This window comes from Chloroflexota bacterium (assembly GCA_018648225.1).
Taxonomy (GTDB): Bacteria; Chloroflexota; Anaerolineae; order Anaerolineales; family UBA11858; genus NIOZ-UU35.
In genome coordinates this window covers 29740-47497 of sequence record JABGRQ010000121.1, presented here as the reverse complement: position 1 = coordinate 47497, position 17758 = coordinate 29740, and the positions used below count along the sequence as shown (strand labels likewise).

Sequence of the window (17758 nt, the reverse complement as noted above, 5' to 3'; positions counted from 1 at the left end):
CGGGTTCAACCAGCCGAAACGCCGCGCGGCGATCATGGCTTCGCAGCAACAACCACAGCAATTACAAATGAAGGATACCCCTTCACGTACATTCTCGCCAAACTGAACCAGATTATGCTCTTGGGCCTGTTGCAGAAGGTCAAGCCCTTCGGCAACGTCGATCTCGCGAGCGTAATCGTGCCGAATTAGCGATGCCGCTGAGTTGTTGAAAGTCATACAAATATTCATCGGCGCACCGCAATTTTTATCGACATGCTCCATTTTGTGGCGGCAATAACACACGCCTACGCCCCGGTGAGATGCCGTTTTAATAACTTCGCTGGCGCGTTCATAATCCAGCACGTGAATGGCGTTGTCGGGCGGAAGAACAGCTTCTTGTACGAAAGTGCGCCCCGGCTGCGTATCACCGCGCGTAAACAACTCACGGATAAAATCTTCTTCAATATTCATATACTGATAAAAAAGTTCGCCGAGTACTTTTTGGTCAAGATCGCCGCGCAGGCGCATCATCGAGAATTCGAAAAAACCTGCCATGGGAGGGGGTAAGACATAGGTTGTTTTTCCATCGTGATAGTGAAAATCAATCAAGATGGCGCGGCTGGCGAGCGCATCCAGCGTTTTTTGCGCGTCGGTAATATTTGTCTTCCAAATCTGGGCGGCTTTCTCTACCGTAAAAGGCTTGATCGGCAATAGCGCAACTAAACTGGCTTCTTTCTCGCTGAAGAGCATTTTGAGAATTGCGTAAAGTACATCAGAAGGCGGTGCGCCTTGAGGAAAGCGGTTGAGACGATCGACCAGTTGTTCGTAGCTTGATTTTATCGTGTGGTGCGCCATAATTTATTTCTCCAATACCTATAATAGCAGTGAACTACTCATCAGCAAGAAATGCGCTTCGTAATCCAATCGTCAGGAAGAGAAAACCAACGATTAGAATGAGATGGAAAGTGCCGTTATGGTCAAAGGGCCAAATGAAGGTGAAAGACACGGCTTTACTGGCCTGTATTCCAGAGGCGACAATGGATGTCAATATCCCTGCTGCCATCCACCAGGCACCCTCAAGGCGTTTTTTAGATGCCAGCCAGATATAACCTCCCAAGGCAAAAAGCATGGCTGCGGCCTGGTAAATGACAAACACAAGAAAACTATTGGTCCAGATCAGGGTAACTCCAAAAAAAGCCACGCCGATGACAAGCATGATTGGCAGCATCCGCCGAGCGGCGGATTGCCCCCAAACATCATAGATTGCCGCCACAACAAAGATCGCCACCAGCAAGCCCAGCGAAAAATAGATCGGCTGCCAGAGGATGAATTTTGTCGTATCCGCCAATTTGACGCCATGAACAATGACCCCAAAAAAAACTGCCACACATTGCAAACCAGCCGCCCACAGCCAGAGATTGACCTTCCAGCGATCTTTATTGCCAAAGCGCCGGAAATACGCAATAAAGGCTAGCATAAATACGACAATGACAGCGTTCGTTGCTGCAGTTGTCTGTTCGGTTGGGATATTAATGAATTCCATTTGTATCTCCCTGTCAGTACTATGCGCATTTCGCCGACAGTGGAATCTGCCGGGGATGCGATGATAGTAAACCTTTTACACAACAAACTGAACTAAACTCAATATAATCAGATAACGCAACACTTTTCCGGAAAGCACCCAAAGAGTAAACGTGGTGAGGCGAATATCCATAATGCCACCCACAACAGTTAACGGATCCCCGATGATTGGAATCCAGGAGAAGAATAATACCGGCGTGCCCCAGCGGTTAAAAAGTTCCTTGGCGCGTTGCATTTTCTTTTCATCGGTGCGGACGAAGCGCGCCAGTACAAAATTGCTGCCCCATTTGCCGATAAAGTAATTTGTCAACGACCCCAGAAAGTTTCCGACTGTAGCAAAGATCAACACCCACCAAATGTTATAGCCCGCGCCCGGCATCAAAGCTACAAAAGCCTCTGAGGCCAATGGTAATAATGTGGCCGAAAGGAAACTAACCGCGAAAAGTCCGGCATAACCATACTGAAAGAAAATACTCTCAGTCATTGTTGTTCCGTGGGCATCCCGTCTTTTTAAACACAATCAACCAACCATGCGTGATATAATTCCCAAAGTGCGAATATCGTAATTATAGTGTATTGTGTGAGCGCGAACAACAGGGGGATGGTATAAATTTCGGCGTAGGGCTTTTGTCGCATAGTAGGAAAACGCTGGGAAAATGTAACTAGGTCAGGATAGAAGACTCATGAATTCAATCAAAAACCACATCCCCAATTTCTTAACATTCACAAACGTCGCTTGTGGTTTTGTGGCAATGATGCTCCTGGTTGATGAAAAATTTGTTCAGGGTATGTGGTGGATGTTTTTGGCCGTTATTTTTGACGCTGTTGATGGTATGGTTGCATCCAAACTGAATGTAAAAAGCGAGATTGGGGGCGCCATTGACATGCTTGCCGATGTCGTTTCTTTTGCCGTTTTGCCTGGGGTTGGGTTGTACCTGTTTTATCAGTTGGCTCCAGGTGAAAGCCTGATCCTGAGCAGCGCAGCCTGGATTGCGGGGATTGGCTATACCACTGCAGGGTTGTTGCGCGAAACGCGTTTTATTACCTCCCAAAGTGACCGAGAGCGCAGCCAAGGCTTTGTCGGGCTTGGGATTGCACCCCCGGCTGGATTCAATGTGGCCGTGATGTCCCTGGTGAATTTTTATCCAGAAAAATTATATACGCCTTTTGTTTTAGTCCTTGTTTTATTATTCGCATTCTTTCATGCCTACTTAATGATACGCAGCAAGATCATATTTTATCGTTGGGGAATACGGGGCATAATCATACAATTTGTAATTTCAATTATAGCGGGGGTACTCGTCTATATTTTTCTAAAATCTTTTGGAGCGGCGCTGGCAATATTTTTTATTTTTGTTTGCGCGATTTATATTTATGCACACATCGTCTACGCTCTTTTCCGGCGCACGACAAACGTATATGAACGGATGCAAGATGGATGAACATCTGGCTGCATTTCTGACATCCACTGAATTGTTTTCTTCATTTGATCGTCAGATTGTGCAAAAAACAGCTAAGCTGGTTGCGAGATTCTCTATCCAGGCTGATGAATATTTATTCCGGCAGGGCGAAACCCGGAACAGCGGTTTATATATCGTAATCGCGGGAGAATTACAAGTATCTATTTGTGGGGAAGATGACGAAAAAATAATTGTGGGAAAAATTGGGCCAGGAGAATCGGTGGGGGAGATCCAGTTGCTGACAGGTCAGGCACGCACAGCCAATGTTATGGCTTTAGACGATACTCAGCTTTTATTCCTGTCAAAATCCGAATTTGATCGACTTGCAGCAGAGACACCACAGATATTATCCTTGCTGGGCGCAGTAATTCGCCAGCGCCAGCGACGTAATCAACTCTTTAGAATCCTGCCGAATTATTTTGGCGAATTAAGCCTGGCGCAAATGGGGGCCATTGAAAATGAAATTGAATGGGTACACCTGAAACGGGAGCAGGCGCTGATGCGCTATCAAGATCCCAGTGATGATTTTTGTATTCTTATCAACGGTCGAGTTCAGGTAAGTATCCCGGATCAGGATGGCAATGAACAAATCGTTGGTGATATATTGGCCGGAGAAAATGTAGGCGAGATGGGTTTTTTTACCGGCGAGCCGAGATCGGCTAACATAATTGCGCTGCGAGATACAGATGCGGTTCGATTTTCACGCGAGAGTTTTTACGCCGTCCAGTGCGAATTGCCCCAATCTACATTTCAGTTTACCAAGCAGGTTATCACCCGCTTGCATCGCACGTTGATTGACAAAACCCCCTCTATGTCGCTGTGCATTGCCCTGGTGCCGCTCAGCCCCGATATTCTTCTGGCGGATTTCGCCAACCGATTGACCGAACTTATTTCCCAATATTTGCACACGTTACACTTTAGCAGCGCTTCGGTGGATGATGTATTGCAACAAGTTGGGATTTCCCAAACCCCGAGGGATGACCTGAACGAAATCAGGTTGGTCACTTGGCTGGACGAGCAAGAGAAACGACACTCGGGCATTAGCAGCATTTACGAGGTGGATTCTACCCCCTCGAACTGGACATCCCGTTGCATCCAGCGCGCCGACCGCGTGATCTTCATCGGCCATTCGGGTACCGAATTCAACGCCGAATTCCTGCGCGCCATGATGCCCGATTATGACAATAGCACTATTCACAAAGAGCTTGTTTTACTCTATGATGAATTGAAACCGAAGCCGTCGGGCACTGATCACTGGCTGGAACAGATTGGCGATATTCGCCGTCACTATCATCTTCGCACACACCATAATGCCGACTATCAGCGTGTAGCGCGCATTTTGGCAGGGAAATCCATTGGGTTAGTTTTAGGCGGCGGCGGCGCGCGCGGTTTTGCTCACATTGGCGTGCTACGCGCCATCGAAGAAGCTGGTCTGGAGATTGATATGGTTGGCGGCAACAGCATTGGCTCGATTATCGCCGCCGCTTTCGCGCTGGGCATGAATTGGCGTCAGATTGGCAAGTTGACGAAAAATGGGTTGAAAGACAAAAAACTGCTCGACTATACATTCCCGGCTGTTTCCCTAATTTCTGGGAAATCGTTAATCGCCTTGCTGAAAGACCTCTTTGGCAGCCAAAAGATTGAAGATACCTGGATTGAGTATTTCTGTGTTTCTGCTAATCTAACCAGGGCGCGGCAGGTCATTCACAGGCGCGGTCCGTTGTGGAAATATATCCGTGCCAGCAGCGCTTTGTCGCCCTTCTTCCCGCCGATGACTGATGAAGGCGATTTACTGGTTGATGGGGTGTTGGTCAATAATTTGCCGCTCGAAGTCATGCGTAAGATTTGCGCCGACTGTACGATTATTGGCGTAGATGTCAGCAGCGAATCGGCCCTGCCGGAAGGTTACGATTTTGATCCTGGCCTGTCGGGGTGGCCAATGTTTTGGAGAAAACTGAACCCTCTCCGAGGTCGGCAAGCGCAGCCACATCTACCTGGGATTATGAACCTGATTATGCGAATCAACGAGTTCAGCAGTGTGCGTCAGAAGCACAAACAATATGCCATCACCGACTATATCATTCGCCCCGATGTGGAGGGGGTCAATATTTTTCAGTTTGATAATATTGACCAGCTTATCGAGTTGGGCTATCAGGCCGGGAAAAAAGCCCTCGATGAATGGCAGGATCAACTATGATACAGACAGAAACGATCACCCGGCAGCCGGGCTTCTGGCAACGTTTGGTGCGCGGCGCGGGTATTCACGATGGCGAGGGGGTTGCTTTCTCGCTGTTATTTGGCCAGTCTTTTTTCCTCGGCATTGCGTTGATTACCTATTACAGCAGCGCCAACGCTTTATTCCTTTCTCACTTTAGTGCCCAAAAACTGCCTTATGTGTATATGATTGCCGCGGCGATCATCATCTCTGCCGGGCTAATTTTCCTGCGGCTACAATCCAGCTTGCCTTTTTCTACTTTGCTGATTGGCAACCTGGGATTGATGTTCCTCATGATTACAGCGCTGCGCCTACTTTTAGCATGGTCGAGCGCGCACTGGATTTACTTTTTTATGTTGGTGTGGGTGCGAGTGTTATGGGTACTGGGCAACCTCGGGCTGTGGACGCTCGCCGGGCGTTTGTTCACCAGCCGGCAGGGTAAGCGGCTGTTCTCATTGATTATGGCCGGAGGCGTACTCTCGATTATTTTGGTTGGCTTTTTAAATAGCAGCCTGATTCGCTGGTTTGGGACTCCCAATCTGTTATGGGTTACGTCGGCCAGTTTGCTGGCTGCGTTCTGGCTGTTGGTGGTGACGACGCGCCGCTTTAAAGCTGCGCTGGCGTTGCCTGAAGCGGAGTCAAAGACAATATCCAAGCCCGACCAACCGCGGGGGAAGCCCATTTTCCGAGATCGCTATGTCTGGTTCATATTTCTGTTCACCATATTATCTACTATCGGTACGTATGTGCTGGATTATGCTTTTATCGGGCAGGCTGGCGCAAAACTGACGGATGCCGATCAACTGAGCAAGTTTTTTGGGAGCTATATGGGGGTTAGCACGCTGGTGACGCTCGTTGTCCTGCTGTTAATCTCGAACCGATTTTTTAGGCGTTTTGGTGTGCGTGGTGGTTTGCTGGTAGACCCCATTCTGGTGGCGCTGGGAACTCTGGGGGTGATTCTGCTCTCGAATTTTCCCGATATGGCGGGGATCATCTTTTGGGTGGTGGTGGCTACCAAAATGTCGGATGAAGTCAGTGTGGTGGCGATGAATAATACCTCGGTGCGCATTATGTACCAGCCGCTGCCGCAGCATGCGCGTTCGCGCGTGCAAACTACAGTCGAGTCGGTTGTCGCCCCGCTTTCGATGGGCATTTCAGGCGGACTATTACTGCTATTCACGGCACTGTGGAATCTGACGCCGTTGCAGGCGGTTTATATTCTGGCGGTCATTCTGGTGGGCTGGTTGTTGATGGGCATTCTATTGGGGCGGCAATATTACGGTGCGCTGCAAAATGCGCTCGACAGGCGCTATTTGGATGGCAGTGAAGTTGATATTTTTGCTGAAAGCGCTGGTCTGGCCGCACTGGAAAAACATCTCCAAAGCGAAAATCCCAGGGATATTCTATTTGCCATCGAGATGCTGGCACAAAACGACCCGGCAATTTTGGTGAACGCCTTGCCCCATTTGTTGACCCATGCTAACGCAGCGGTACGTCTGACAGCTGTTCAGCAGCTTACATCTCAGAATGAGGATGCGTTGCCCTGGTTGGAAGTGTTAGCTCAAGACGTATTGCAACCCATCGAAGTACGCGCAGCAGCTTTGCAACGCCTCGCCAGTATGGGGGAATCCGCCGCGCAAATATTGCCAGCGTATTTATCGGATTCCAATATTGAACTCCGTTTCGCGGGGGTGGTGGGCGCGTTACAAAGTCATTCGCTTGAAGTCATTCTCGCAGCCGGTGATATTTTGTCCGCGGCGCAGAACGACTCATCTCCGGAAATGCGTTGTTTTGCTGCGCGGGTTATTGGCGCCGTTGGTAATGTTGGATTCCATCGAAATCTACTATCATTACTCAACGACTCGGAGATCATCGTTCGACAGGAAGCCTTGCGGGCTTGCCAAAACGTCCATCATGCGCAGCTCTGGCCGTTGGTACTGGATGCGCTTCACTCGGCGGATACACGCTCCGAGGCGCGCAAGGCGCTGATCGCTGGAGGCGAAAGCGCGTTGCCTGTGATTGCCGATAAACTCCATCAGGTGGATGCTGCGCCCGTGACCCATGACTTGATCCGTATATGTGGTCAGATCGGCGGCCCGCGCGTGAATCCGATTCTACAAACGTTGATCGCTACTCCGCGCGAGCGCGTGCGCAGCGAAGTCTTGCACGTATTGGCGCGCAATCACTACCGGGCTGAACCAGAGATGCGTCCTGCTATTTTTGAGCAGGTAGATGCTGAAATTGCAGCGCTAGGCCAACTCGTTCAGATGTCCATTGAGTTGCCGAACCAACTCTCCCATGCAGTTCAGCCATTGAGCGGCATCCTGACTCAAATGCGCGCGCGCGGGCGTGTGCGCATCTTCAATTTGCTGGCCCTGGTGTACGACGCACAAGACATCCTGCGCGTGCAGACGAATCTTTTATCCGAACAAAAAGACAAGCGCGCCAATGCCACCGAAGTGTTGGATGTGATTCTCTCCCAGGATCGGAGATTGCGCGATCGCCTGGTACCAATGATTACCGCACAAACAATAGCAGACCTGGCGAAACATTTTTCTGCTCCTGCGAGTGGGATAGCGGAACAGCTACGCGCTTTATATACGCAAGATAATAGCCAATTGAAGAATAACTGGTTAGCGGCCTGCGTGCTCTACGCGCTTCCGCAACTGGCTCCTGAAGCTGCCAATACAATTCTTGAATCTGCTCGGCAGCATCCGGAAGAGATAGTGCGCCAAACCGCTCAGGGCGTGTTGTGTAGACATAATACGGTTGATGGAGATTTCCCCATGATGCTGACAATTGAAAAAGTGCTGATCCTGAAAACGGTGAGTATTTTTGCTGAAACGCCGGATGATTTACTGGCAGAACTGGCTGTTTATCTGGAAGAAAGGGATGTTGCTGCCGGGCAGGTGATCTTCGAAAAGGGCGATCCGGGTGACAGCATGTATATTATCGTTGCCGGCAAAGTGCGTGTGCATGATGGGGATCGCACATTGAATGAACTCAGCGACCGTGATGTATTCGGCGAAATGGCGCTCCTGGATCCGGCCCCCAGGTCTGCTTCGATCACGGCAAGTGAAGATACCCGCCTGTTGTGTTTGGATCATGATCCATTCTACGAAGCCGTAGATACTCGTTCTGAAATTGCTCGTGGTGTTATCCAGGTGCTTTCTCAAAAAATGCGCGGTATGATCGATGAGGAATAATCCCAAGACAAGGGTGTGGGGTATCTACGATTGCAATCGTGCAAGCTCTAGGAGATTCTAAAGTGTTGAACTTTCTGAGTCGTTTGAAAGTAAAAAATAATTTAATGGTTATCATGATTTGTATTGTGATGATTGGTTTGGCCCTCGCTGGGTGGAATATCTATTATCTGATTCAAATCAATAACCAAACGAAAGAAATTCGAACAAACAACGAACAAATTTCCAGACTTGAAGCGAGCCGATTGCTTTTTCAACAGTCGGTTGTGGATCTAAAAAATTATTTACTTACAAATGATAAAAACCTGCGCGTGAGCTATTCAGTCAGCTATGCACAGATCAGTCAGGATATGGATTATCTGTTGCTGCAAGCAGGCGCAGGGGAAACGCAAGAAGATTTACAGTATCTTCAGACGGCATTAGGTGCATATAATGATGCGGCATTAAAAATGTTTAAATCCTGGCAGGTGCGGGATATTGAAAAGGTTGCTTTCATAATGCCCACCGCCGACAAAAATGCGTCGGCGGTTTTGTCGCAGTTTGATACCATGGTTTTTGCAGGTCAGGTTTCTCTTCGGGCTGAGAGTGTTCAAATAGACCAGCAAGTTCAGCACACCATTATTGGAAATATTGTGGGGATGTTGTTAATATCCATATTCTCTGTTTTTGCTGCCATTATTTTGAATCAGATCGCCGAACCGCTGCTTTATTTGACCAATGCTGTCGTTTCTTTCGAAAATAATGCTTATCAGGATGATTTGTTGGGTGAATATGTCCGTGGTGAAAATGAAATGGGGCAATTGGCACGCGCAATACAGAGTATGGCGGGCTCGATAACGCGCTCTGTCGAAGAAAAAGAACGCTTTTTGGACGCCGCCAATCGCTTTGTGCCTACCGAATTTCTGGAGTTTCTGGACAAAAGTGACATTACCGAAATGAACCTGGGTGATCATATTAGCGCTGAAATGGCGATTATGTTTTCCGATATTCGTTCTTTCACAACTATGTCTGAGAAAATGACCCCGCAAGAGAATTTTGATTTTGTGAATGAATATCTGATGTTGGTCAGCCCGTTGATTAAAGAGCATCATGGCTTTGTGGTCAAATTTCTGGGGGATGGCATGATGGCAATCTTCCCCTATGGGGTGGATGATGCTATTCTGGCGGGAATCGCCAAGCAGAAATTGTTGAATATATATAATGCGAAACGCCTTGCGAATCAGCAACCGCCCATTTCGGTTGGGATTGGCATCCATAGCGGCGGTATGATGGTGGGTATCGTTGGCGAAGCGCGCCGGATGCAGGGGGATGCTTTTTCAGACAGTATCAACCTGACAGCACGGGTTGAAGGGCTGACGAAATTCTATGGTGTTTCACTCATCGTCACGGAAGAAGCGCTATCGCAAGTTGCTGATCGCTTATATTATCGGTCTCGTCTTTTGGGTAAGGCCCAGGTGAAGGGCAAACTTCTGCCGTTGACCTTGTATGAGCTGTTTGACGGCGATCCTCCCAATTTATTTTCGCTGAAGATTGAATTTCTGGATTTGTTTGAGCGTGGACTAGGCGATTATATCGCCGGAGATTTTTCAAAAGCGCGCCAAAATTTTGAGGCAGTTCTGCAAATTCATCCTGAAGATAAGGCGGCTGCGTATTATCAGCAGCGCTCGCGGGATATGGCTAAAAAGGGTGCGCCGGATGGCTGGCAAGGCGTAGAAATAATGACACAAAAGTGAGTTGGGTATCATGAAAAAAATCGGGTACGCATTTCAATCGCTTTTTTCCTTGGGGGCTTTTGGTATGTTTCTGACCTTGTGTGTTTTGTTGTTGTCTTGGTCGGTATACCGAATTTATGATTTTAACCAGTCTGTAGAGCGTATTTTCGAACTAACTGACGAAATTAAGTTATTTGCGTCCGTGGAATCTAGCCTGCTGGGACAGCAATTAGCCGAGGAAGCCGTGGTTGGTGTATTGTTGGCGAATACGCCTTTTGGCAACCGTGACGAATTGGATGCCTGGTTGCAGGCCGTCGCTGATTGTCAGGATGCGGCTTGTCTGGCGGCACTGCAAGAAAATTGGATCGCTGCCGATGCTGGGGATGACATGGGGAATCTCCTGGTTATGGCGGGAGTTTCATACGATAGCGCGCAAAATTATTGCACAGAAAACCCTGATATGCTTGGCTGTTCAGAAATATTGCTGGGTTATGATAATCTTTATGCCTATTGTGATGCATATCCCGGATCACCGGGCTGCGAACAACTCTTATCCGGTTATGGCAGCCCTCTGGATTACTGTGATGAATATCCTCAATCGCCGGGTTGCGCAGAGTTGGTGGCTGGCTATGAACGTGTGCAAGATTACTGCGAAGTGTATCCCGATTCGTCTGGATGCTCACTGGTATTATCTGAACAATTTACCGAAGAAAATTTCGAGAAATTGGTGGCACTGGAAGCAAAGGCACAACGGATGTTGGAGGAAGCGCTGAACGCCGGCGCTGGATCAGCATCTGGCTCCTCAGGAGGGGATGGAATCGACCTGCCGGGTTTCGAAGATTTGCCAGATATGGAAGATTTACCAGATGTGGAAGACCTACCGGTTGAGATTCCTGATCCGGGTGGTGGATTGCCCGATTTTTAGTGATCATTAGGAAAGAATTCATCTTGGGCTAGATGGAGTAATTAATGTTGTTTCGCGAAAATCGTTTTGCAAAATGGACGCTAGCAGCTCTCCTTACGATAGGGGTTGCTAGTTTTGGCAGCGTCTTGCTGCCGCCAATCCATGCGGCCAATTTTCCAACGGACAGGTTTCTTACAGCGGGGCAAAATGGCGATGATCCAACGCCAACTCCCACTATTTTTCCGGAAGAATATAATCAAGACATCGAATTTTTCTCAGATTCTTTTAAGGCCGAAATAGGGAATTTTGAGCAAAATTCAGCGCATATTTGTAGCGCGCTGACAAATCTGTCGTATGAGGACCCAGTTTATGAAAGACAAATCGAAATCGATGAAGTCAGCCAAATCTGTCAGCAACTGCTGACAGTCCAGGAATTTAGCCAATTATTAGCCAGCGAGCTTGAATACCTGGTGAACCATCCGGCTACAAAACCGGAACATCTCGAGCAGTTATTAACCCTGCATGATAGCTATACATTGACTTTCAGCCAATTATCCAGTGCGATTGAATCATTATTGAATAAATCTCCAGACCGTCAAACTTTGTTCGAGAATTTGGTTGAACCCCAGTTCTTATCTGAGTTTATGGGGCTTCTTGACACTACTGCATTACAGAAACAACAAATCCAGGAACAAATAAACGCCATAAAACTGGGTCTTGAAAGAGAATTACATCAGGCTCTTCAAGAAAGTATTATAAGTGTGCAAAATGCGGTCTTAATCGGTGTAGCCAGCCTGGTATTTTTGGCGTTGATAACGACCGGGGTGTTCATAAAAACCGGGCGGATCACTGCGCCCATTCTGGCTCTGATTAATGCTGTGGTTGCATTGCAGGGCAATCAATATCGCCCCGGATTAATATCTGATGTGATTTCACGCAAAGATCGGTTAGGGCGCGCGGCGCGTGAATTTGATGTCTTCGCTCGTGAAGTGATATCAAAAGAAACACAATTACAACAAGAAGTAACCGTATTACAAGAGAAAGAACGGCAAGAACGACGCCAAAAATTAAATTTCACGCATCAAGTTCTTGAAGAGAGTTTTCGTGGAGAGCAAGATGAAGAATAAGCGGCGCACAAACTTGCAATCCTGGTTGTTTATCCTTAATGGTATTGTGGCAATCGTCAGCGCGTTGGCTATTAGTGTGTCTATTTTGTATTTATTACAAATGCAGCAAGAAACCCAGAATATGTTTCTGCAAATCGAGAAACTCGAAGCCGCCTACCAGGCCGAAACCTATTTGCAGAAAATGGATCTTTCCCAACGAGCTTTGTTAGATCGTTTCGACGAGAATGGACAAAGTACCTTCGAAGAATACAATGCCCTCCTGGATTCTTTTTTGGCGCGCGAATATATCGCTTCAACTTTGCCGCAAGAGCAACAGATATTGGAAAGCCTTCTCCTGGAAAAAGAAAATTATGACCAGCTTTATGCAAAGACGCTATCGGAAAATGAGAAAGGCAGAGAGAATATTAATTACCCGGTTTATGCCGGTCTACGTGGCAGTATGCAGCAAAGTACAGAGACGTTGTATGCACAAACGAGTCAATTGCTGGATTTAAATAATGAACTTACCCTTGCCGCCAATGCAGAGGCAGTGCGTTATGCTCAAGTTTTAATGCAAATTGGCCTGGGCGCGTTCGTGTTATTTATTGTAATTAGCTTAGTTGTGGTCGTGTTGGTATCCAGTCGCGTTTATCAACCAATATTTCATATTTCAGCGGCCATTTCCGCTTTGCGAGAAGAACGTTTTGATCCGGAAATACTTAACCGTATAGCTCAACGAACCGATGAAATGGGAAAACTGGCCGAAGTATTTCTGAATATGGCTGCTGAAATTGCTGTTCGCCAGGCAGATTTAATCTCTCAGGCAGAAGTTTTCACCATGCGAGAAGAACAGCAAAACTTGGAAAATTGACGACTACTGGCGGTGAGGGGAGTACGCCCGACGGATCAGCCGAACAGCCTGATACAGGTTCTCAAGCAGATAGCCACGCTCTAAGGATTTCCACTCATCAAATATGTTATGGATAGAAAACCGACCTCTCTCACAAAAACATCCCGGGAGCTTTTAGCGAAACGGAAAACTCACTATCTATTCACATTCCTGATTGTTGCTGCCTGTTTTACGTGTGCCATTTCGGGCTATGGTGGCAATGAATTTATCAATACCACCAACACTCGGCTACAAGATGAGCCAGCCAATGCCGCGGCCCAAATACCCCCGCAAGAATTATGGCTGCGTCCCGCGGATGGAATGCCAATGCGTTATATCCCCGCGGGCGAGTTTCAGATGGGCAGTACGGAGGCCGAAATTGAAGCTGCACTTGCATTATGCCGGGAGCACTATCCAATTTGCAATCGCTGGTATTATGCCAGAGAAGGCCCTCAGCATCCCGTTTCTCTGGATGCGTTCTGGCTGGATCAAACCGAGATCAGCAATGCTCAATATCGGCTTTGTGTAGATGCTGGTATTTGTGTCGAACCGCTGACCTGTAAAAAGGGAGCGCCGACGTATGCCGACCCGGACAAAGCTGAACATCCGGTAGTTTGCGTCAGTTGGGATGAAGCGCAGGAATATTGCACATGGGCAGGAGCGCGATTGCCGACCGAAGCCGAATGGGAGTATGCGTTTCGCGGCGAAGCTGGGGTGATCTTCCCGACAGGCGGTGAATTCGATGGCGCTAAACTCAACTACTGCGATGCCAATTGCAGCGAATTACATGCAGATTACCGCTTTGATGATGGATACTCGCAGACCGCGCCTGTGGGGAGCTACCCTCAAGGGGTAAGCTGGTCGGGTGTGCTCGATTTGGGTGGCAATGTATTTGAATGGGTGTCCGATTGGCTGGCTGATTATTCTCCCGCGGCTGACACAAACCCTGCTGGCCCATTAGCAGGAAGTGAAAAAATCGCGAAAGGATGCAGTTGGTTTTCTCCCCCGGCCTATTGCCGGGGAGCATTACGCCCGTCCATTAATCCAGACACACGTTTCAATTATTTAGGCTTTCGCTGTGCCGCTTCTCAAACTCAGGAAACCGAAACAGATACAGCCATCGTTTCGAATATAATCGCAGTGCCAGCGGGTATAGCTCCGGTAATGGATGGGACCTTGACCTCCGGCGAATGGGATGTAGCCCGCATTGAAGCTTTTGCCGATGGTAGTGAATTATTCTTGATGCATGCAGATGGCTACCTCTATTTGGGTATCCGCGCCAACACGCCCGAAATGATTGCGGGCAATGTTTTTATCCAGCGTGATCGTGATATTTTGATCCTGCATTCATCCGCTGCGCTGGGGACTGCCATCTATCGGCAAGCTGATGATTATTGGCTACAAGCTCAGGATTTTGATTGGCAATGCCGTCAAACCAGCAGCAGTGATGCCGCCAGGGCAGAGCGTTACGTTTTCCTTCAGGATGAAGGTTGGGTAGCAGCTAATTCTCGTATGGGAACCCCCGAAGAATTGGAGTATCAACTCGAAATTACAGATCAACCCCTGCGCCTTGCGGCGAGCTTTCTCAGAGCATCGAATCCCACTAAAAAAATCCCCTGGCCTGCAAATCTGGAAGATGATTGCATCAAACCAACGCCGGGCGGGTTTCCTGAGCAACTCAATTTTCTGCCGGAAAAATGGGCTTTATTGGAGTTTTCGCACTAATTAGGTGTTAGCGGGAAATATGAAACTGATCATCAACATCAATTGCCACAACGAAGAGCAAACCTTGCCGCAGGTTCTTGAAAGCATCCCCAGGGAATTGCCAGGTATCTCGAAAATTACAGTGCAAATCATTGATGATGGCTCTACTGACAAAACCGCCGAGATTGCCCGGCGCTACTGTGCAAAACTCATTCAGCACAAGCGAAATCGCGGACTTGGCCATGCCTTCAAAACCGGCGTGGAAGCAGCCATATCCAGCGGGTGCGATATTTTTGTGAATACAGACGGCGACAATCAATACCCCGCTGCCTATATTCCCGACCTTATCCAGCCAATTCTCGATTCCCGGGCCGATATTGTCATAGGCAACCGGAAACCGTGGGCGCTCCAACATTTCAGCTTTATAAAACGTTTTTTCCAAAGGGTGGGAAATTTTCTTGTCAACCAACTGATTGACACACCCATTCCCGATACGATTTCGGGTTTTCGCGCTTACTCAGCCTATGCGTTAATGCGGCTGCAACCGACAATTGGCTTTTCATACACGCTCGATACGCTTGTGCAGGCAGCCAGAAAGGGATTACAAATTTTGTCGGTGCCGATCAACGTCAACGTGCCAACGCGGTCGTCTCGTTTATATAAAAATATTTTTCAGTATATTTTCCGCTCCAGTCATAATATTCTGTGGGTCTATATTGTGCATGAGCCGTTTAAAACCTTTAATACAGCCGCCTTGTTTTTTCTGGCTCCAGCTGCTTATCTTTTGGTGCGCTTTTTATCATTTTATTTTCACGGACAAGGCGGCCATATCCAGTCCCTGATTATCTCAGCCATCGGATTTTCGTTGGCTGGTATTCTCTTTAGCCTGGGGGTGATTGCCAAATTGGTAAGCTATAACCGCAATTTTGTGGAAGAGTTATTATTCCAAGAAAAAAAACGTAGATGGGAGGCAGCTCGCTCAGATCGTGGATAAAATCTCCCCCCGCAATGAAGTGGTTCTTCCCGTTGCGATTAGTGCTTTAAAAAGAAAAGCGCCCTGGTTTACACCAGGGCGCTGAAGAGCAAAGTAGTACTTTATAAACCTTTGACGAGCAGGCCGGCTGCCAAAAGAACGAAGCCAACGACCACAAACCAAAAGGCCAAACCTGATACAACGGGGATGCTAACAAAACTGCCAATCAAGCCCAGGGCTGCCAGCACAACAGAAATATAGAAAGTAATGTTCTTTGGTGGATTGAGCTTCATAATTATTTCTCCTTTTGAATAATAATACGGGAAGGAAATTGTCGGTTATTAAAACCCTATATCAGCATATAAGTTACGCAAAGATTTGTCAAATTTGAAATAATTACAACAAATTCGGTGGCAGAATACTAGAATCAATATGGGTCAGGATATTATCCTGACCCATATTGATTCTAGTAAATATTTAGATAAAGACGATCTGCGCACCTTCAGTCATATCCATGAAATCGCTCGCGGTGACAATTCCCTGAACACCATCAACGAAATCATCCATGCTCTGGCCGAACATATCTACAGACATCTTGCACGCATACAAATTCGCACCGCCATCAACGAGCATTTCGATATACTCGTCAACCGGGGGGGCCTGCACTTCGGCAATCTTTTTCTTCATAAACCAGGATGTAAACGCAGTCATGCCGGGTATAATGCTCAGGATATTGGGAATACCCAGATTTCCAGTTGGCAATCCCATCAAGCTCATTTTCATGCTGGTTTTCGTAATCGGAGAAAGCTCAAGACGTTTCTGCCGTTTCTTGTTGATGATATCCATGCCCCAGAAGGTGAAGAAAATGGTCACGTCGATGCCATTACCAAGCGCTGCCCAGCCCATTACCAACGCCGGGTAGGCCATGTCCAGATCACCTTTTGAGCAGATGAAAGCAATATGTCGGTTTTCGTTTGTCATTTTTAATCCTTTTATATGGTGCAATTTCTATTGATTAGGCGGTTATACACAGCCTTCAGGTTTTCCAAGTCCCGAAACTTTAGCAACTTTCTTGGCGGGACCTTTTGGATAAAGCGCAAACAGTTCTTTTGTGGAGATCCCCGTCCCTTTGGTGATCTGGCGCAATGTAGGGGCTGCGCCGGAATCCTCCGCGGTGGCGCGGCAGAACTCGATGACTTTCCAATGCTCGGGGGTCAGTTCCGCAATGCCTTCGCCCTTGGCGATTTCTGTAGCAATTTCCTTGCTCCACTGACCTGGATCAGTCATGAAACCTTCTTCGTTGATATTAACATTATCTAAGACAGACATAATTTTCTCCTTTAGTTTTGTGTGTTGGATTGAGCATCTAGTGCTTTGAGTAAATTGATAAGTCGTGCCATGCCGCGGCGGACTTTGGGGTTGCCAAGCTCACGCAGCAATGCCCAGGTGGAAACCTCACCATGATCAGGAATGTCTTCCTGGATGGCACCCACCGCATTATTTGCCAGAGCCATAATCTCAGGCTGGGTCATATTGCGAACAGTGTTTAGAATAATCACAATATTGTCGCCCAGCGCCTGAACATCTTCCTGGCTAAAATCGGTGACGATGCGCTCGACAATTCGCCAACCTTCGCGAGCAAATTCAAAATAACCATTGCGTTCAAATTGGTCAAGCTGTTCGACGGCCACATTGAAGACTTGCTTGCCGAGTAACTCGGCTTCGTCCGTCACGCCCATCAGGGCTTCGATGCGGTCTAACATGCCCAGCCAAAGATGCGTGTTGCGGATGACTCTTTTGAGCAGGAAGAACAGGTCTTCTACCGCGAATTCGGTGCCAATCTCTGCCAATTCGTCGATGGTCAGTTTAATCATGTGATTGACCATCGGAATGACATCATTCTTCAGCTCTTCGAATTCCTGCAGTCGTTTCTGTTGAATTACAGCATACGAAGTCAGCGCAGCGACCTGTTCGGTCAGCGCGTCAATTTTTTGGTGAAGTAGGGCCAGATCATCAGCCATATTGTGCTCCT

Annotated in this window: 16 protein-coding genes; 9 read left to right on the top strand and 7 right to left on the bottom strand. The window is 47.8% G+C overall.

Annotated features, from left to right (window positions below; translation table 11 throughout):
* From HN413_12200 to HN413_12190, 3 genes are all read right to left on the bottom strand, one after another.
* On the bottom strand, nucleotides 1–834 hold an 834-nt coding region (locus HN413_12200), incomplete at its 3' end, for a (Fe-S)-binding protein (GenBank protein MBT3391160.1).
* Between the two features lie 34 nt (nucleotides 835–868).
* Complete coding sequence (locus HN413_12195; protein MBT3391159.1) at nucleotides 869–1522, bottom strand: hypothetical protein; 654 nt, start codon at nucleotides 1520–1522, stop codon at nucleotides 869–871.
* A gap of 75 nt (nucleotides 1523–1597) precedes the next feature.
* On the bottom strand, nucleotides 1598–2044 hold the full coding sequence (locus tag HN413_12190) for a DedA family protein (protein MBT3391158.1): 447 nt from the start codon (nucleotides 2042–2044) through the stop codon (nucleotides 1598–1600).
* Between the two features lie 199 nt (nucleotides 2045–2243).
* Between HN413_12190 and HN413_12185 the strand changes: the two genes are divergently transcribed.
* The 9 genes from HN413_12185 to HN413_12145 all read left to right on the top strand — a co-directional run bounded on the left by HN413_12185 (nucleotide 2244) and on the right by HN413_12145 (nucleotide 15747).
* On the top strand, nucleotides 2244–3002 hold the full coding sequence (locus HN413_12185) for a hypothetical protein (GenBank protein ID MBT3391157.1): 759 nt from the start codon (nucleotides 2244–2246) through the stop codon (nucleotides 3000–3002).
* Nucleotides 2995–5217, top strand: a complete 2223-nt coding sequence (locus HN413_12180) for a cyclic nucleotide-binding domain-containing protein (GenBank protein ID MBT3391156.1) — start codon at nucleotides 2995–2997, stop codon at nucleotides 5215–5217. The genes HN413_12185 and HN413_12180 overlap by 8 nt, the downstream gene beginning before the upstream one ends.
* The gene (locus HN413_12175) at nucleotides 5214–8441 is read left to right on the top strand and encodes a cyclic nucleotide-binding domain-containing protein (protein MBT3391155.1); all 3228 of its coding nucleotides are present in this window, start codon (nucleotides 5214–5216) and stop codon (nucleotides 8439–8441) included. Before HN413_12180 ends, HN413_12175 begins: the two co-directional genes overlap by 4 nt.
* 263 nt (nucleotides 8442–8704) lie before the next feature.
* Entirely contained in the window at nucleotides 8705–10171 is a 1467-nt protein-coding gene (locus tag HN413_12170) for an adenylate/guanylate cyclase domain-containing response regulator (GenBank protein MBT3391154.1), read from the top strand.
* Between the two features lie 64 nt (nucleotides 10172–10235).
* A complete protein-coding gene (locus tag HN413_12165; protein ID MBT3391153.1) occupies nucleotides 10236–11075 on the top strand; it encodes a hypothetical protein in 840 nt (279 codons plus the stop codon).
* A gap of 44 nt (nucleotides 11076–11119) precedes the next feature.
* Nucleotides 11120–12181 carry a hypothetical protein gene (locus tag HN413_12160; protein ID MBT3391152.1) on the top strand — a complete coding sequence of 354 codons (1062 nt, stop codon included), beginning with the start codon at nucleotides 11120–11122 and terminating at the stop codon, nucleotides 12179–12181.
* A complete protein-coding gene (locus HN413_12155) occupies nucleotides 12171–13031 on the top strand; it encodes a hypothetical protein (protein ID MBT3391151.1) in 861 nt (286 codons plus the stop codon). Before HN413_12160 ends, HN413_12155 begins: the two co-directional genes overlap by 11 nt.
* A gap of 108 nt (nucleotides 13032–13139) precedes the next feature.
* A complete protein-coding gene (locus tag HN413_12150) occupies nucleotides 13140–14774 on the top strand; it encodes a formylglycine-generating enzyme family protein (GenBank protein MBT3391150.1) in 1635 nt (544 codons plus the stop codon).
* 19 nt (nucleotides 14775–14793) lie between these two features.
* On the top strand, nucleotides 14794–15747 hold the full coding sequence (locus HN413_12145) for a glycosyltransferase family 2 protein (GenBank protein MBT3391149.1): 954 nt from the start codon (nucleotides 14794–14796) through the stop codon (nucleotides 15745–15747).
* A 101-nt stretch (nucleotides 15748–15848) separates the two neighbouring features.
* Here the strand turns inward: HN413_12145 and HN413_12140 are convergent, their stop codons facing one another.
* The 4 genes from HN413_12140 to HN413_12125 all read right to left on the bottom strand — a co-directional run bounded on the left by HN413_12140 (nucleotide 15849) and on the right by HN413_12125 (nucleotide 17747).
* On the bottom strand, nucleotides 15849–16019 hold the full coding sequence (locus HN413_12140) for a hypothetical protein (protein ID MBT3391148.1): 171 nt from the start codon (nucleotides 16017–16019) through the stop codon (nucleotides 15849–15851).
* A 184-nt stretch (nucleotides 16020–16203) separates the two neighbouring features.
* Complete coding sequence (locus HN413_12135) at nucleotides 16204–16707, bottom strand: hypothetical protein (protein MBT3391147.1); 504 nt, start codon at nucleotides 16705–16707, stop codon at nucleotides 16204–16206.
* Between the two features lie 42 nt (nucleotides 16708–16749).
* Complete coding sequence (locus tag HN413_12130) at nucleotides 16750–17055, bottom strand: TusE/DsrC/DsvC family sulfur relay protein (GenBank protein ID MBT3391146.1); 306 nt, start codon at nucleotides 17053–17055, stop codon at nucleotides 16750–16752.
* A gap of 11 nt (nucleotides 17056–17066) precedes the next feature.
* Nucleotides 17067–17747 (bottom strand): DUF1641 domain-containing protein, encoded by a 681-nt coding sequence (locus tag HN413_12125; protein ID MBT3391145.1) that lies wholly within the window; start codon nucleotides 17745–17747, stop codon nucleotides 17067–17069.
* Nucleotides 17748–17758 lie beyond the last annotated feature (11 nt).